We start from the raw sequence: 15,570 nt of genomic DNA on the forward strand, positions 1-15,570 counted from the left end.
GATTCGGGCTGCCGCAGCGTTCCCGTTTCGCGCAGACGTGTTCGGAAGCGAACAGCAGTGTCCGGTCGCGCCGCGGTCGAAGGCGGTGTTTTCTATGCACAACGACCGTTGGTGCGGCATGATTCAGGGCGAATCACATCGCACCAACGGTCTGAGCGGTTGGGCAGGCAGCAATGGTGAGCGGGAGCGATTAGCAGGCCGTCATGGCAAAGGACCCGCGCCGCATCCAGAAGAACGCGCCGCAGAGAACGCCGGTCGCAAGCAGGACGAGGCCCGATGGCTCCGGTGTGACGGCGGTTATGGGTGATCCGATCGGATCAATAGGCTCGAGGGTGGGTCCGCCGTCCACGGGAAAGCCTTTGATGGGCACTTCGATCGGATCTGCGATGATCGGGTCTGCTTCGATTGGATCTACTTCGGTTGGCTCGGAAGAGACAAGGATGGCGGTGTCGTCAGTCGTGACGAAGACCGGGTCGGCCTGCAGGTCACTGTAAGAGACGTCCGTAGCCTGTTGCATGATGTCGGCTTGCAAAGGCACTTGATCTGCGCGCAACGCAAGCGGCGAGAGGAGCGAGGAGAGGACGAGGAACACAGGCAGGGAAGATTTGAATGAGAGCATGAAGTCACCAGGTGAAACAGGGCAAGAGGAGCATGGATACGGAGCCGTTCGCAAGGAGCGGCAACAAGGGCGATAGCGATCGTTGTCCGCATGGGAAAGCCATGCGGCAGGCGATCGATGAAAATGTCCGGGAGGCCCTACGGGAAGACAGGCACCGGGAGAAGAAGGCAGAGCAGACAACAAAGTGCAGCAGGGTATCGCAATGTTTGCGGGAGTTATACAGCGTCCCGTCGTTCGCAGAAGGCCTGGAGCTCTGTAGCTTTCTGACTACACTATTGATGCATGCCAGGGCGGCATTTGTTCATACCGCTTCCGTAACAAAATGCGAAGTTTTGAGAAACATGGGTTTCTGTTACCGGTGCTCTGTGGAAGGTTACTTTCCGGGTATTCGCCGGAGAGCTCGCGCCGTGTCCGTCCGAACGTTCTGAGCGGTTTAGGCTGCTAGAGAGATCTTTGGCCGGAGAAGCCGACGCAAGAGTGGTCCGTACTGTGAGCTTGTTTGAAGAGATTCGTGCGACGCCGAACCTGCTGACGCTCCTGCGGCTGTTTGTGATCCCGTTTCTGGTGATCAATTTGTTGGGGCACCACAACGGGGTCGCGTTGAGCTTGTTTGTGCTGGCCGGCGTGTCCGATGCGCTGGACGGGTACATTGCGCGGCGGTGGGGGCAGTCGACGAAGCTGGGGCAGTACCTGGATCCGATCGCGGACAAGCTGCTGCTGAGCACGCTGTTTCTGACCGTGACGCACATGCGGCTGGTGCCGCAGTATGTGACGGTGCTGGTGTTCGCGCGCGACCTGGGCATTCTGCTGATCAGCACGTTGCTGTATGTGACGCACACGATGCGCGATTTCAGGCCAAGCCTGTTGGGCAAGCTGAACACGTTGCTGCAACTGGCGACGGTGCTGCTGGTGCTGGTGGAAGCGGTGCACCCCAGCCAGCCATGGTGGATGCTGCGGGGGTGGATGCTGGTCGCGGTCGCCTGGCTGGCACCGCTGTCGGCGGCGCAGTACGCGGTGACCGTGACGCGGACGGTGAGCGCGGAGGCGCCGGTTGCGGCGGCAACGATGCCGGCAAGTCCCGCTGCCGTGAGCACCAGTTCCACTTTGCTGCCGACGGAAGATGGCGTAAATCTGGAGCGGCGCGAGGCTTAGTGCAGTTCGGCGGCGGGATCCGATGTTCGATAATTATTCTCAAACAGGAGGGGTTTGCCGTTGCCAGCGGCTTTCACCGCGCCTACACTGGACTTACGGAAGTATTACGTTTCGTGGTACTCCGTTTCGACGAGAACCATGCTGCGGCTGACGAAAAAAGCGGACTACGGGCTGATGGCCCTGAAGTACCTGGCGGAGCAGGCGATGACGCCGGGTGCCGCGCCTGCCCAGTCGGCCAAGGATATTGCGGAGGCGTACCACATTCCGCCGCAGTTGCTGGCGAAGATTCTGCAAACGCTGACGCGAGCGAATCTCCTGGTCAGCACGGCGGGCACGAATGGTGGGTACGCGCTGGCGAGGCCGGCGGCGGAGATCAACGCGTTTGAGGTGATCCGGGCGATCGACGGGCCTTTGTTCATTACAAGTTGCATTACGATCCATGGCACCTGCGACCTGGCGGGTCACTGCACCATCAAAGAACCGTTGCGCAAGGTGAATGACAGCATCAAGGATTTGCTTTCCGATATCCGCATTGCGGATTTAGCGGAGCCGGTGGAAGGCGAGGGTCACGCGCCGGTGGCCGGCGGTCTGGTTTCGATCGCGGTTTAGCAGTGTAACGCACGTTTTCGCTCGAGTTTGGAAGTAACAGGTTTGGAAGTAACAGGGACGCCCCGGAAGATGGAGAGGCGTTCCATGGATGACAGGAATAGAGAGGATTTACGCATGAGCAGTGCCGCCGTTGAACTTCTGGAGAGCACCCCTGTACACACGGGAGTGCAGTTGCCCATCTACATGGACAACCACGCCACCACGCCGCTGGACCCGCGCGTTCTGGATGCGATGCTGCCGTACATGACGAAGGTGTTCGGCAATGCGGCGAGCCGAAACCATGCCTTTGGCTGGGAAGCCGAGCAGGGCGTCGACAAGGCGCGGGAGCAGATCGCGAAGCTGATTGGTGCCTCGGCGAAGGAGATCATCTTCACCAGCGGCGCGACCGAGTCGAACAACCTGGCGATCAAGGGCGTGGCGGAGATGTACCGCGAAAAGGGCGACCACATCATCACGCAGGTGACCGAGCACAAGGCGACGCTGGATGCCTGCAAGCGGCTGGAGAAGCAGGGCTATCGCGTGACCTACCTGCCGGTTGAGGCGGACGGCCTGGTTTCCGTGGAGAAGCTGGCGGCGGCGATTACGGACAAGACGATCCTGGTCAGCATCATGTACGCCAACAACGAGATCGGCACGATCAATCCGATTTCGGAGATCGGCAAACTGTGCCATGAGAAGGGTGTGCTCTTCCACACGGATGCGGTGCAGGCTGTGGGCAAGATCCCGGTAAATGTGATCGCGGACAACATCGATTTGCTGAGCCTGAGCGGTCATAAGGTGTACGGGCCAAAGGGTGTGGGTGCGCTGTATGTGCGCCGGCGCAACCCGCGTGTGCAGCTGAATGCGCAGATTGACGGCGGCGGTCACGAGCGCGGCATGCGTTCGGGAACGCTGAATGTGCCGGGCATTGTGGGCCTTGGCGCGGCGTGTGAGCTGGCCGGGCAGGAAATGGCGGCCGAGGCGAAGCGTCTGGCCGGGCTGCGCGATTACATGCGGGCGAAGTTTGAGAACGCGCTGGACTACGTTCACGTGAACGGCAATATGGAGCACCACTTGCCGAACAACCTGAATATGAGCTTCGTGTACGTGGAGGGTGAGTCGCTCTTGATGGGCATCAACGACATCGCGGTGTCGTCGGGTTCGGCCTGCACCAGTGCGACGCTGGAGCCAAGCTACGTGCTAAAGGCGCTGGGCCTGGGTGACGATGTGGCGCACAGCTCGATTCGCTTCGGGCTGGGCCGGTTCAACACGAAGGAAGAAGTCGATTACGTGTCCGACAAGCTGATCGACACGGTGCTGAAGCTGCGCGAGCTGTCGCCGTTGTACGAGATGGTGAAGGAAGGGATTGACTTGGAGAAGGTGGAGTGGACGGCCCACTAAGGGCGTAGCAATGCGAGAGCCAGGCTGGAAATCGTGGATCGTCATGACAGCTATGTATTTTGCTGTCTCGATCGTCGTCGGCCTGGTATTCCGACACGGCGTTCACCCAGGTACATGCATTCGGGACCTGTTCTCGGCGGCTTTATGGGCGACCATTATCTGGCTGTGGCAAATGCTGAGGTGGCATCGGGCAAACAGCAGGCTGTAGCACTGGCGCGGACGGGAAGAGGAGCCATGCAGCAGTTCATCACAGATCGGTTGCCGGAAATTGAGGAGCTTTGCCGCAAGCACCATGTGCGGCGGATGTCGATTTTTGGGTCGGCGGTGCGGGACGATTTTGACCCGGCGACGAGTGATGTGGACTTCCATGTTGAGTTTGAGCACGGAGTGAGGCCCAGGCACACGTGGGGGCAGTTGGAACTTAAGGACCAGTTGAGGTCGCTGCTGCGTCGCGACATCGATCTTATCTACGTGCCGATCCGGAACACGTATCTTCGGCGTGAGATAGAGAACTCGGAGGTCACGATCTATGCGACGTGATGTCCGAGTCTATTTGCAGGACATGCAGATTTATCTGGCACAGCTGGCGTCATTCACCGACGGCCGTACGTCGACAGACTTCCATGAAGACCTGCTGCTGCGCCGCGCTGTAGAGCGGGTTCACGAGATCGTTGCTGAGATCATGCGCCGTATGGTTGCGGTAGCGCGAGAGACAGCCGACCGCATTCCCGATTTCGCTCGGATTGTCAGCTTTCGCAACGTGATAGCGCATGAGTATGGCAGACTCGACGAAGACGAAGTTTGGGAGATCACTGTCGAACGCCAACCCGTCTGAAAGCAGTAGATCGATGCGTGGGCAGCGAAGTTGGGCATGGAATCACCGCCGGGACGAGCCTCAACGTCCCCGGAGTGATCGATAGTTCATGGCGGCACAAGGCAGCATCTAAAATAAGAGGCGCACAGGAGCAACGGACATGGCATACAGCGACAAGGTAGTGGATCACTATGAGAATCCACGGAACGTGGGCACGCTCGACAAGAACTCCGCCGAGGTGGGCACCGGCTTGGTGGGCGCTCCCGAGTGCGGCGATGTGATGCGCCTGCAGATCAAGGTGAACCCCGAGACGCAGGTCATCGAGGACGCGAAATTTAAGACCTTCGGCTGCGGCTCGGCCATTGCCAGTTCGTCGCTGGCGACGGAGTGGGTCAAAGGCAAGACGGTTGCTGAGGCTCTGGCCATCAGCAATACCGAGATCGTGAAGGAGCTGGCGCTGCCGCCGGTGAAGATTCACTGCTCGGTGCTGGCGGAAGACGCGATTCGCGCCGCGATCGGTGACTGGAAGAAGAAGAACAACCAGCCGGAGCAGGCGACGCCCCAGCATGATCTGGTCGGCGCGGCCAACTAAGCAGGATGCCGCGGGAGTGGCGGCTCATCGCCGCTCCCCGGTTTCGGTATGACGCCTGCGGCGATGCTTTCGAGCTCGGATCGCAGAGCCGCGTCAGATCGCTTTCTTTCCTTGCGTTCAAAGCGCCAAATGCGAGCGGCGAAACAGATCACAAAGGCGAAGATCGCAAGTAAAAGCCCGTCCAGAACGCCTGTGACGACGGCCGCGCCAAGCAGTTCCGGGTGTTGTGGATAGGTTTGTTGCAGGTATCGGCGGGCGAACCACCAGATGATTGGTCCCAGAATCGAAGCTGTGACCGCCCCGCACACCGCGGACACGGCGAAGTCACCGGAGAAGCGTTCCGCCGAGTACGCTGGGGCATACCGCATGCGGCAATCTTAGGCGTTCGCTTGCGAAGGAGATAGATCATGGCCATGGTTGGCATCAGCGGTACAACAAGCCAGGAGATGAGCGCGCCGGCGCCCGCAGCGGCGGGCAGTGCGCAGTTTTCGAGTCCGATCGCGAAGCCGGTGGAGGCGCCCGAGGCGAACGCCAAGGCACAGAACATTCAAGTGACGCAGAAAGCACTGAAGCGCATTTACGCGGCGATGCAGAAGGAAGGCGTCTCCGCCGAGCAGGGCGGCCTGCGGCTGGGCGTGACCGGCGGCGGATGCTCGGGGCTGAGCTACTCGATTCGCTTCGACTCTGAGCCGCGCCAGCGCGACCGCGTGTATCGCTATGAGCAGGATGGAACGCCGGTGCAGATCTTCGTTGACCCGAAGAGTTTTCTGTACCTGAGCGGCATGACGCTGGATTTTGAAGAAACGCTGATGCGGCAAGGGTTTAACTTCATCAATCCGCATTCGACGAAGAGCTGCGGATGTGGGTCGAGCTTCACGGCTTAGCTTCAATTTGACAAGATTTCTGGATCACGGCGAAGGTCTGCGCGAGGCGAGCAGAAACCATGAAGTATCGCGAGTTGATCGACGCTTGAGGCAGGATGGCTGGTATCACCACTCCACGACGGGCAGTCACCAACAGTACAAACACCTCGTCAAGTCAGGGCGGGTCACCGTAGCCGGTAAGCCAAATGATGATGTGCCGGACGGCACACGGACCAGTATTCTGCGGCAAGCAGGTCTGAACTGATGCACGAGTACCTTGTCATCTACGAGCGCGCAATGCAGGGCGGCTGGGGCGCTTACGCTTCCGACCTGCCGGGATTGGGCGTTGTCGGTGAGACGCGAACCGAGGTAGAGACCCTGATTCGCAACGGCATTCGCATTCACATTGCTGGCCTGATTGAGGATGGTCTGCCGGTTCCGGAAGCAGTCACCTCCGCCGAGACCGTGGCTGTTGCAGCTTAGCTGGCATCAGAACGGTGCATGACGTACTTCGAAGTGTTCGATCTGCCGCCCAAGCTGCGAGTGGACACAGCTGCGCTGCAGAAGAGCTTTTACCGGCTGTCGCGTGAGTACCATCCGGACCGGTTTGCCGCGAAGCCCGCGGCGGAGCAGGCTGCGGCGACGGAACGGTCCTCGCTGCTGAACGATGCGTACCGTGTTCTGCGCGATCCGATCCGGCGTACGGAATACCTGCTGGAGCTGCAAGGCGTCGAGCTGGAAGAGCAGTCGGTTCGGGCGACCGAGCAGGCGCGCGCGGCGGGCGAGCAGAAAAAGCAGATTGTGCCGCCCGACCTATTGGAAGAGGCCTTTGAGCTGAACATGCAGCTGGAGGAGATGAAGATGGCGGCGAAGACGGGCGACGACGATCCGCAGCTGCGCAAGGATCTCCAGGCCGCCAAGGCGAACTTCACCACTCTGATGGAGCAGTCGCAACAGTCGCTTGAGGCCGAGTGGGATTCGTGGGATGCCGCCGTGGACTCGGGCGACGACGGCGCGAAAGATGCGGCCAAGGACGAGATGCTTGCGCTGCTAAACCGGCGGTCGTACCTGCGCAACCTCTTGCGGGATGTGAGCGAGTTCGTTTAGCGTGTCGCAAACGGCGAAGGGCCACCGCTGAGCTGGCCTGCATGATCTGCGTCCGCTAGAGTCTACTCAGTATCTTGAACACTGGGGTGTTCCGATGCAGATGGACGCGATTTGGCCTGAAAATGGGGGCCTGGTGGCACGGGTCGTCGCGACCATTGTCACGGAGGTGCGTAGCGGCGCAATCCGTCCGAGCGGACGGCTTCCCAGTGAGCGTGCTTGCGCGCAGCGGCTGAACGTGAGCCGCAATACGGTGACCGCGGCCTATGGCGAGCTGGAGCGCCGCGGCATCATTCGCCGCCTGCACGGCAAGGGCTCATTTCTGTGTGCGCTGCCGACCGCGGAAGAAACATTCTCATGGAGTGGCAAGATCTCGCGGAGCGCCGACTCCCTGGATGAGCCGGTGCTGGAACTGCTGGCGAGACGTTGCAGCAATGACATTGCGTACCCGCTGTCGGCAGGCACGCCGTCGCTGGCGGCGTTTCCGGCAGAAATCTACTCCGAGTTTGTGCGCCGTACGCTTCTGGACGAACTGCCGGGTGTGTTTGCCGTGGCGCCGACCGAAGGACAGTGGAGGCTGCGGAAGGCGCTGGCAGAGTGGCTGCACGTGCAGCCGCAGAACGTGATGATCACGGCGGGCGCGCAGGAGGGCATTGACCTGTTGGCGCGCTGCCTGATCGAACCGGGCGATGCGGTCGTGGTGGAGTCGCCGACCTATGCCGGCGCGATCCAGAGTTTTCGATCGGCTGGTGCGCAACTGGTGCCGTGGAGCGCGGAGTGGCCGCTGGGCGAATTGGAGAACCTGCTTCTACGGCATCGGCCGAAGCTGCTGTTTGTGACGCCGACCTTTCAAAACCCGACCGGCCGCGTGATGACACAGAAGACGCGTGAAGGTCTGCTGTCGCTGGCATACCGGTATCGGGTGCCGGTGATTGAGGATGATGTGTACGCGCAGGTGGGCTTTGGCGGTGAAGCTCCGCCCGCAAGTCTGTACCGGCAGGACACGCGCTCGCAGGTGGTGAGTTTGAGCACGTTTTCGAAGATGCTGGCACCGGGGCTGCGCATCGGCTGGCTGCTTGCGCCCTCGTACATGGTCAAGCAGTTGTCGCTGATCAAGATGCGATCGAACCTGTTTACCGGCGGGCTGAACCAACTAGTGCTGAGCACCATGCTGCGCGAGGGTGAGATGGAGCGGCACCTCACGCGGTTGCGGCCACACCATGCTGGATTGTGCGATGCCGCGCTGCATGCGCTGCGGCCGGCCTTGGACGAAGGTTTGTTGCATTGCCGTGCGCCGCGGGGCGGGCTGTACCTGTGGTGCCGAGTTGGCTTCCCGGTTGATCTGGAGACGTTCTTCGCGGAACTGGAGGAGCGCGGCGTGAGCGTTGCGCCGGGATCAGCGTTTGTTGCCGACTCCCGTGCGGACTCGCAGCACTTCCGCATTTGCTTCACCGCGTGTGAACGCGAGGCGCTGCAACAGGGATTGCACACCGTGGTTGAGACGCTTCGAGAGATGCGGTTGGCGGCCGGGTCGCGGGGCGAGACGGGCGACGCTGTTTGCGCGTCGGCTTGAGCCTGGGATCAAGGCAGGAAGGAAAGGGACGGACCATGAGCACGCAAGCATTGCCTCTGCTGCCGGATGACGGGGCACCGTCCGAGTCGGCGCCTGTGACGGAGGAAAGAACTTCGGCGGCCAGCATACGGTTGGAGCGCAAGCATCCGCTGGCGATCCGGTGGATGCACTGGGTGAACTTTCCGGTGCTGTTCACGATGATCTGGAGCGGCATTCTGATCTATTGGAACGACTCGGATAATGCATACCAGCATGCGCATCGCGTGTATCGCGTGGGGCTGGGCGGGTGGACGCTGTTCCGGTTTTTTCCGGACTGGTTTTACAAGCTGTTTCATGTGCCGTATCACGTGACGCAGGGGCTGAGCTACCACTTCTTCTTCATGTGGGTATTCGCACTGAACGGGCTGGCGTGGGTGCTGTACACGTGGCTATCGGGTGAGTGGCGGTTCATCCTGCCGCAGCGGCAGAGCCTGCGCGAAGCGATCCAAGTGACGCTGGTGGACCTGCACCTGCGCAAGGGCTTGCCCGCACAGACAAAGTACAACGGCGCGCAGCGTATTGCGTATACCGCGACGGCGCTGATGGGCGTGATGATGCTGGTGACCGGCGTGGCAATTTACAAGCCGACGCAGCTGCACTGGATCACGACGCTGCTGGGCGGGTACGAGATGGCGCGCTGGCTGCACTTCTGGACGACCATGGCGTTTCTGGGCTTCTTCTTCGTTCACGTGGCGCAGGTGGTGCTGGCAGGCTGGAATAACTTTCGCGCCATGGTGAGCGGGTATGAGGTGCAGCGCGTGGAGGCGCCGTCGCTTGAGGCGGAGCGGAGGAGTGGGCGATGAGTGAGGACGCGAAGGTGCCGGAGCAGCAGGAAAAGCCGGCTGCGGAGAGCGCGTCACCGGCGCGGGAGCCAGCCGCGGCGCAGCAAGGCGAGATGCGTCCGGAAGACCCGAAGAGCGCGGACGACGTTCTGACGAAGAAGATGCCAGGCGAGGCGACGAAAGCCGAGGCGACCGCGGCTGCCGATGCCGGGGTTCTGGCGGCTTCGCGGCGGCGGACGCGGCGCTCCTTTCTGATCGGGGGTGTGGCGGCAGTGGGCGCGTACGGGTTCTATCACTGGCTCGACTACGGGCCGCACCGCGACATGCTGCCTACGCTGGTGGACCGGGCATACGACGCCAATGCCGCGATCTCGCGCGGCGTCTTCCGCGAGCACGCTCTGGCGCCAACGTATCCGCTGAACCGGGCGGAGACTTTGCGGGTAAACGGCGTGTTTGGGTTGAAGAAGACGCTGAAGCCGGAGACCTGGCGGCTGCAACTGGTGGGAGCGAGCGATGCGGAGCGGCATCCGCAGTACGTCAAGGATGTGACCGCATGGGAGTATGGCTACCAGGCGGGCGAGTCCCACGACGATCAGGGGCACGATACGAAGACCGATCCGAGCAAGCAGTCGTCCATCAAGATGGCGCCCGCGCCCATGCTGGGCAAGACGCAGGCGGATGAGAACAAGAGCAGTCAGGACAACGGAAGCAAGCAGCAGGATCAGGATCAGGACCAGCAGAAGGATGCGCAGGACGATAACCAGACCGGCCGCAAGCCCCGTGGTCTGGAGGAGGCGGGCGAGAGCGATTCAACGCTGGAAGCGGGCACGCCCGGGCTGCTGCTGACGCTCAATGACTTTCTGCCGCACCTGAAGCGGTACGAGATGGTCACGCAGTTCAAGTGCATTGAGGGCTGGAGCCAGATCGTGCACTGGGCGGGGGTGCGTTTTGCGGACTTCCTGGAGATGTTTCCGCCCGCGCTGGTGAACGGCCGCGAGCCGCGCTATGTGTACATGGAAACCCCGGATGGCGACTACTACGTGGGGTATGACTTGCATGTGCTGCGGCATCCGCAGACGCTGCTGGTGACGGAGATGATGGGCGCACCGCTGACGCAATCGCATGGCGCTCCGCTGCGGCTGCACACGCCAACGAAGTACGGTTATAAGCAGATCAAGCGGATCGGCCTGATCGCGTACACCGACGACAAGCCGGACGATTACTGGACCAAGCTGGGTTACGACTGGTACGCCGGGCTGTGATGGAGCTGTAACAGGTTGGCGTGGCGTTTGTGTCTGCCGCGATGGCTTCTGGAGCGGTGCAGCATGACGTGTGACGATGCCGTGATCGCGGCGCGGTGCGCGTTGCTGCGGGCATCTGATGTTGTATGGCGATCGCTCTTGTGTTCAACCCCGGCAGCAACTCCCTGAAATTCGAGCTGGTCGAGCTTGACTCCGAGCAGGGGTTCGCCGGTGAGGCGAACAAGCTGGCAAGTGCTGTGCTGGACGGCATCGGCAAAGACACGAAGCTGCTGGTCATGAAAGATGGCAAGACCGTGTCAAGCGAGAAGGCCGATGCTGCCGACATGACGGCGGGAACGCATGCCGCAGTGGAGTGGCTGCGCAAATCCGCTGAGACAAGCGACGTGCTGCAGCGGCTCAGTTTCGCCGGCGTTCGCGTGGTGCATGGCGGGCCGGATTTTGCGGCAGCAGCGCGGGCCACGCCGGAGGTGCGGCAAAAGATTGAGGCATTGGAAGACCTGGCGCCGTTGCATAACCAGGGCTCGTTGAATGTGCTGGATGTGGTCGCGAAGGAGATGCCGGACGTTCCCGCGTTTGTGACGTTTGACACCGCGTTTCACCGCAGCCTGCCGGAGAAGGCGTGGCGGTACCCCATTGAGCGGGAGACCGCGGACCGCCATGGCGTGCGCAAGTACGGCTTTCATGGCGTGTCGCACCGTTACATGCTGGAGTTGTACGCGCGCACGGTCGGCAAGCGATCGGAGGAGTGCACAGTCGTGGCGCTGCATCTGGAAAGCGGAGCGTCGGCGTGTGCGATCCAGCGGGGCCGGTCGGTGGATACGACGATGGGGCTGACTCCGCTGGAGGGTCTGATGATGGGCTCGCGTTCGGGCAGCGTGGACCCGGCGATCGTGCCGTACCTGATGCGCAAGGAGAACAAGACCGCCGACGATATTCTGAGGCTGCTCAATAAGCGCTCCGGCCTGCTGGGCGTTGCCGGCGGTACGCTGGACACGCGCGAGCTGGTGAAGCGTGATGACGACGCGGCAAAGCTCGCGCTCAGCATGTTCAGCTATCGGGTGCGGCTTGCGGTGGGCGCGTACCTGGCCGCGCTTGGCGATGCGGAGGCCGTGCTGTTCGGCGGCGGCATCGGCGAGGACTCACCGTGGCTGCGCGAAGACGTCTGCGCCGGACTGACGGGCTGGGGTTTGCAGCTGGATCCGGAGGCGAACAAGTCCGCGGAGGGCATGGTCCGGATTAGCGCGGAGCAGTCGCGGCTGCACGCCTGGGCCGTGCCCACGGACGAAGGCCTGCAGATGGCACATGAGTGCCTGCAGGCCATGTCCGCTGAGCGTTGAGCTGAAGCCTGAGTTACTGGTTCTCGCCTGCCAGCTTCAGGAAGTCGTTTTTGACATCCGCGAGGCGCGGCAGGTTAAGCTGCTCAATTTCTGCGTTCACGTGCCGGGCTTTGTCAGACGACAGGTCGTCCTTGAACATGGCGACGATGCGATCCGCCGTGTCGTAGCCGTGAAAGCGTGCTTTTTCCGCCTCGGTACGCTTCTTTACGTCGGCCAGTACTTCGTGCTGCTTGCCGGTGTAGTGCTTGTCGTTTGCGTTCAGGATGGGGTGAAAAATTCGCTTGTCCAGAAAGTCGAGCAGTTCCTGCTTGCTTGCCATGTTGTTCTCCTTAGTTCGTTGCGCTCTTGTGTGAGCGCGCGATCGTTTGCTTCAGCAGATACGTGGCGCCACCTGCAAGGGTGGCGCCGATCAGCAGGGGCAGCCAGGGCAGCTTCGGCTCCGGTTGCACGTGACCTGTTTCCGCATAAGCCTTGTTGCTTCGCTGGACGGGCTGCTCTTGAGATTGCAGCGCCATGTGCAACACCTCGGCCGTGTGCATGGCCTTGCGCCGGGTTCCGTGCGCGATCTGCTGGCGGCAACTAAAGCCATCGGCGACGATCACGGTCGAGCGCTCGGCCGAGCGTATCTTCGGCAACAGGACGCTTTCGCCGATTTGCATGGACACGTCATAGTGCTCGCGCTCATACCCGAAGGAGCCGGCCAGGCCGCAGCAGCCTGAGTCCAGCACCTCGGCTTGCAGGCCCGCGTTGCTCACCAGCTTCTCTTCCGGGTTCATGCTCCACAGCGCCTTGTGGTGGCAGTGCCCGTGGACGAGCGCTTTCGGCGGCTGCTTGTTCTTGCCTGCGCTGACCAGCAGCTTCGCAGGAGCGTAGCCGGAACGCACCAGCAGGTCGGGCAGCAGCACGACCGATTTTGAGAGCTTCCGTGCTGCCTCTTCGTTCGGGAAAAGGTTGCGCAGTTCATCGCGAAAGACGGAGGCGCAGCTTGGCTCCAGGCACACGATCGGCGTGCCGCGTGCGATGTCTTCGGCCAGCGCGGCCATTACATTGCGCAGGTATTGTTTTGCCTGGTCCAGCATGCCGAAGTCGTACAGCGGACGGCCGCAGCACAGGTGCTGCATGGGCACACGCACGCGGTAGCCTGCGTCCTGAAGCACGGCGAGCGCGGCCTGTGTGGTGTGCGGCATGAAGTAGTTATTGAAGGTGTCGGCCCACAGGATGACATCGCCTTTGACCGTTTTCGCGGTGCGCGGCGGGTGCGAGGCAAGCCAGTGCTTAAAGCTTTGTTCCGGGAAGGCCGGCATCTGCCGGTGCTGCGTCACGCCAGCCACCCGCTTCGTGATGGCGCTCAGCCCCGGTGTGCGCATGGCGATGTTTGCCAGCTTCGGCATGCGTGACCCGACGGCGGCAAAGCGGTCGATGTAGCCCATGCTGTAGGCAGCGGCGGGGCGCATACGGCCCTCGTAGTAGTGCGCCAGGAACTCCGATTTGTAGGTCGCCAGATCGACGGAGACCGGGCAGTCGCCCTTGCATCCCTTGCAGGCCAGGCAAAGGTCGAGCGCGTCCTTGATGCCTTCGTCTTTCCATCCAGCGGGGATGGTCTCGCCACGCAGCATCTCAAACAGAAGCCGCGCGCGGCCTCGCGTGGAGTGCTTCTCTTCGCGCGTGACATGAAAGCTGGGGCACATGGTGCCGCCGTCCAGCTTGCGGCACTTGCCCACGCCGAAGCAGCGCTCCGTGGCTTCGGCCATGCTGCCGTGGTCGTCGGGGAACTGGAAGATGGTGGGCAGCGCGAGCGGCTTGTAGTCCGGCCCGGTACGCAGGTTACTGTCCAGCGGGTACGGGTCAACGACCTTGCCCGGATTCATCTTGCCCGCCGGGTCCCAGATGCGTTTGAACTTGGCGAAGGCCTCGATAAGCCGCGGACCGAACATGATGGGCAGCAGCTCCGCGCGCGCCTGGCCGTCGCCGTGTTCGCCGGAAAGTGAACCGCCGTAGCTCACGACGAGCTTTGCGGCATCCGTGACAAAGCTGCGGTACTTTGCAACGCCTTCTTCGGTGCGCATGCCGAAGTTCATGCGCGCGTGCATGCAGCCCTGGCCGAAGTGGCCGTAGAGCACGACGAAGTAGCCGTAGCGATCACAGAGCGCGTAGAAGTCGCGCAGATACGAACCGAGTTTTTCCGGTGGAACCGCCGCGTCCTCCCACCCGGTGTAGGTGTCGGGCGTGACACCGGGCACGCGCGTGGCGCCCAGGCCAAGCTCGCGCACCTCCATCGCGCTCTTCTGGTCGTGCTCGTCTTCCAGCAGTTGCGCCTTGACCTGTTTGTGGTCGTGGCGCTCGGCCCAGCGCAGCGCCTTGTGTCCCATGGCGAGCGCTTCATCCTTGCTGTCGGCGCCGAACTCGACCAGCAGCCAGGCGTCGCCCTTGTCAAAGAATTTCATGCCGGGCAGTTCTTTGCCCTTCAGGTGTTCGTTGTCGATAACGCGCTTTTGAAAGCCCTCGATCGCGATGGGTCCCAGCTCGCTCAGGCGCGGTGACGCGTCACCCGCGTCAAAGATGCTGGGATAGGCAAGCAGCAGAAGGACGCGGTGCTGCGGGCTATGGATCAGCTTTGTTTTCGCGCGCAAGACCATGGCGCATGTGCTTTCGGTGCCGACGAGTGCACGCGCCACGTGGAAGCCGTTCTCCGGCAGGAGGTAATCCAGGTTGTAGCCCGAGACGCGGCGCGGGATGTTCGGAAACTCCGATTGAATCTCCTTTGCGTAGGCGTCGCGCAGGTCGCGCAACGCTGCGTAGATCTGGCCACGCCGGCCACCCTCGGCAATGATCTGCTTCAACTCTTTCTCGGTGGTCGCGCCCACGGTCATGCGCGTGCCGTCATACAGCAGGATGTCGAGCTCTTCGATGTTTTCGCTTGTTTTGCCGTCCAGCACGGAGTGCGGTCCGCACGAGTTGTTGCCGATCATGCCGCCGATGGTGCAGTACTCGTGTGTCGCCGGGTCGGGTGCAAAGGTCAGGCCGTGTTTTTCCGCGGCGGAGCGCAACTGGTCGTTGATCAGCCCCGGTTCGACCCACGCATAACGCTGCTTCGGGTTCAGCTCCTGGAGGCGGTTCAGGTATTTTGAGAAGTCCAGCACCACCGCCACATTGCACGTCTGCCCGGCAAGGCTGGTGCCGGCGCCGCGCCCCAGGATGGGCACAGCGTAGTGGCGGCAGACTTCCACCGTGGCGATCACATCTTCAACCGTCCTGGGTACGACCACCCCCACGGGCACCTGGCGATAGTGGCTCAGGTCCGACGCATACAGCGCGCGTGACGCGTCATCGAAGCGCACCTCGGCACCCGTGGCGGACTGCAGCGCGCCGGCGATTTCCTCGGCAAGCGAGGATGAAACAACAGCGGGCGCAGGTGGCATGGGATCCCTCTTGCAGCAGCCGAGC

General features: G+C 62.0%; 18 protein-coding genes. 14 read left to right on the forward strand and 4 right to left on the reverse strand.

The features are described from left to right. Positions 1–190: 190 nt before the first annotated feature. Entirely contained in the window at positions 191–517 is a 327-nt protein-coding gene (locus tag ACOFKT_RS17200) for a PEP-CTERM sorting domain-containing protein (RefSeq protein WP_419805213.1), read from the reverse strand. Between the two features lie 591 nt (positions 518–1,108). Between ACOFKT_RS17200 and ACOFKT_RS17205 the strand changes: the two genes are divergently transcribed. The 6 genes from ACOFKT_RS17205 (at position 1,109) to iscU (ending at position 5,166) form a co-directional block, all read left to right on the forward strand. Further along, positions 1,109–1,771: a CDP-alcohol phosphatidyltransferase family protein gene (locus ACOFKT_RS17205; RefSeq protein WP_419805214.1), complete on the forward strand. Its 663-nt coding sequence runs from the start codon at positions 1,109–1,111 to the stop codon at positions 1,769–1,771. A gap of 138 nt (positions 1,772–1,909) precedes the next feature. Continuing rightward, entirely contained in the window at positions 1,910–2,380 is a 471-nt protein-coding gene (locus ACOFKT_RS17210) for an RrF2 family transcriptional regulator (protein ID WP_419805215.1), read from the forward strand. A 165-nt stretch (positions 2,381–2,545) separates the two neighbouring features. Further along, on the forward strand, positions 2,546–3,760 hold the full coding sequence (locus ACOFKT_RS17215) for an IscS subfamily cysteine desulfurase (RefSeq protein WP_419807187.1): 1,215 nt from the start codon (positions 2,546–2,548) through the stop codon (positions 3,758–3,760). Between the two features lie 114 nt (positions 3,761–3,874). Next, positions 3,875–4,300 (forward strand): nucleotidyltransferase family protein, encoded by a 426-nt coding sequence (locus ACOFKT_RS17220; protein ID WP_419805216.1) that lies wholly within the window; start codon positions 3,875–3,877, stop codon positions 4,298–4,300. Positions 4,301–4,322: 22 nt separating this feature from the next. Beyond that, a complete protein-coding gene (locus ACOFKT_RS17225; RefSeq protein ID WP_419807188.1) occupies positions 4,323–4,595 on the forward strand; it encodes a DUF86 domain-containing protein in 273 nt (90 codons plus the stop codon). Between the two features lie 139 nt (positions 4,596–4,734). After that, positions 4,735–5,166 carry a Fe-S cluster assembly scaffold IscU gene (gene iscU / locus ACOFKT_RS17230; RefSeq protein ID WP_419805217.1) on the forward strand — a complete coding sequence of 144 codons (432 nt, stop codon included), beginning with the start codon at positions 4,735–4,737 and terminating at the stop codon, positions 5,164–5,166. Here the strand turns inward: iscU and ACOFKT_RS17235 are convergent. Continuing rightward, the gene (locus tag ACOFKT_RS17235; protein WP_419805218.1) at positions 5,163–5,534 is read right to left on the reverse strand and encodes a hypothetical protein; all 372 of its coding nucleotides are present in this window, start codon (positions 5,532–5,534) and stop codon (positions 5,163–5,165) included. The genes iscU and ACOFKT_RS17235 overlap by 4 nt on opposite strands. 39 nt (positions 5,535–5,573) lie before the next feature. Here ACOFKT_RS17235 and ACOFKT_RS17240 point away from each other — a divergent pair, with 39 nt between their 5' ends. The 8 genes from ACOFKT_RS17240 (at position 5,574) to ACOFKT_RS17275 (ending at position 12,126) form a co-directional block, all read left to right on the forward strand. Beyond that, the gene (locus ACOFKT_RS17240) at positions 5,574–6,050 is read left to right on the forward strand and encodes a HesB/IscA family protein (protein WP_419805219.1); all 477 of its coding nucleotides are present in this window, start codon (positions 5,574–5,576) and stop codon (positions 6,048–6,050) included. Continuing rightward, positions 6,028–6,294 (forward strand): type II toxin-antitoxin system HicA family toxin, encoded by a 267-nt coding sequence (locus tag ACOFKT_RS17245; protein WP_419805220.1) that lies wholly within the window; start codon positions 6,028–6,030, stop codon positions 6,292–6,294. Before ACOFKT_RS17240 ends, ACOFKT_RS17245 begins: the two co-directional genes overlap by 23 nt. Beyond that, complete coding sequence (locus ACOFKT_RS17250; RefSeq protein ID WP_419805221.1) at positions 6,294–6,512, forward strand: type II toxin-antitoxin system HicB family antitoxin; 219 nt, start codon at positions 6,294–6,296, stop codon at positions 6,510–6,512. Before ACOFKT_RS17245 ends, ACOFKT_RS17250 begins: the two co-directional genes overlap by 1 nt. A gap of 18 nt (positions 6,513–6,530) precedes the next feature. After that, on the forward strand, positions 6,531–7,136 hold the full coding sequence (hscB, locus tag ACOFKT_RS17255) for a Fe-S protein assembly co-chaperone HscB (RefSeq protein WP_419805222.1): 606 nt from the start codon (positions 6,531–6,533) through the stop codon (positions 7,134–7,136). 94 nt (positions 7,137–7,230) lie between these two features. Further along, on the forward strand, positions 7,231–8,706 hold the full coding sequence (locus ACOFKT_RS17260) for a PLP-dependent aminotransferase family protein (RefSeq protein WP_419805223.1): 1,476 nt from the start codon (positions 7,231–7,233) through the stop codon (positions 8,704–8,706). A gap of 35 nt (positions 8,707–8,741) precedes the next feature. Beyond that, entirely contained in the window at positions 8,742–9,548 is an 807-nt protein-coding gene (locus ACOFKT_RS17265) for a cytochrome b/b6 domain-containing protein (protein ID WP_419805224.1), read from the forward strand. After that, positions 9,545–10,789: a molybdopterin-dependent oxidoreductase gene (locus tag ACOFKT_RS17270; RefSeq protein ID WP_419805225.1), complete on the forward strand. Its 1,245-nt coding sequence runs from the start codon at positions 9,545–9,547 to the stop codon at positions 10,787–10,789. The genes ACOFKT_RS17265 and ACOFKT_RS17270 overlap by 4 nt, the downstream gene beginning before the upstream one ends. Positions 10,790–10,914: 125 nt before the next feature. Beyond that, positions 10,915–12,126: an acetate/propionate family kinase gene (locus ACOFKT_RS17275; protein WP_419805226.1), complete on the forward strand. Its 1,212-nt coding sequence runs from the start codon at positions 10,915–10,917 to the stop codon at positions 12,124–12,126. 13 nt (positions 12,127–12,139) lie between these two features. On the opposite strand, the gene ACOFKT_RS17280 is transcribed toward ACOFKT_RS17275, so the two are convergent. Together ACOFKT_RS17280 and ACOFKT_RS17285 are read right to left on the reverse strand one after the other, a co-directional pair. Further along, positions 12,140–12,445, reverse strand: a complete 306-nt coding sequence (locus ACOFKT_RS17280; protein ID WP_419805227.1) for a hypothetical protein — start codon at positions 12,443–12,445, stop codon at positions 12,140–12,142. Positions 12,446–12,455: 10 nt separating this feature from the next. Then, positions 12,456–15,545, reverse strand: coding sequence for an FAD-binding and (Fe-S)-binding domain-containing protein (locus ACOFKT_RS17285; RefSeq protein WP_419805228.1), 3,090 nt, complete (start codon positions 15,543–15,545; stop codon positions 12,456–12,458). Between the last annotated feature and the right edge of the window lie 25 nt (positions 15,546–15,570).

The sequence above is a fragment of the Terriglobus sp. genome (assembly GCF_965201105.1).
Lineage (GTDB): Bacteria > Acidobacteriota > Terriglobia > Terriglobales > Acidobacteriaceae > Terriglobus.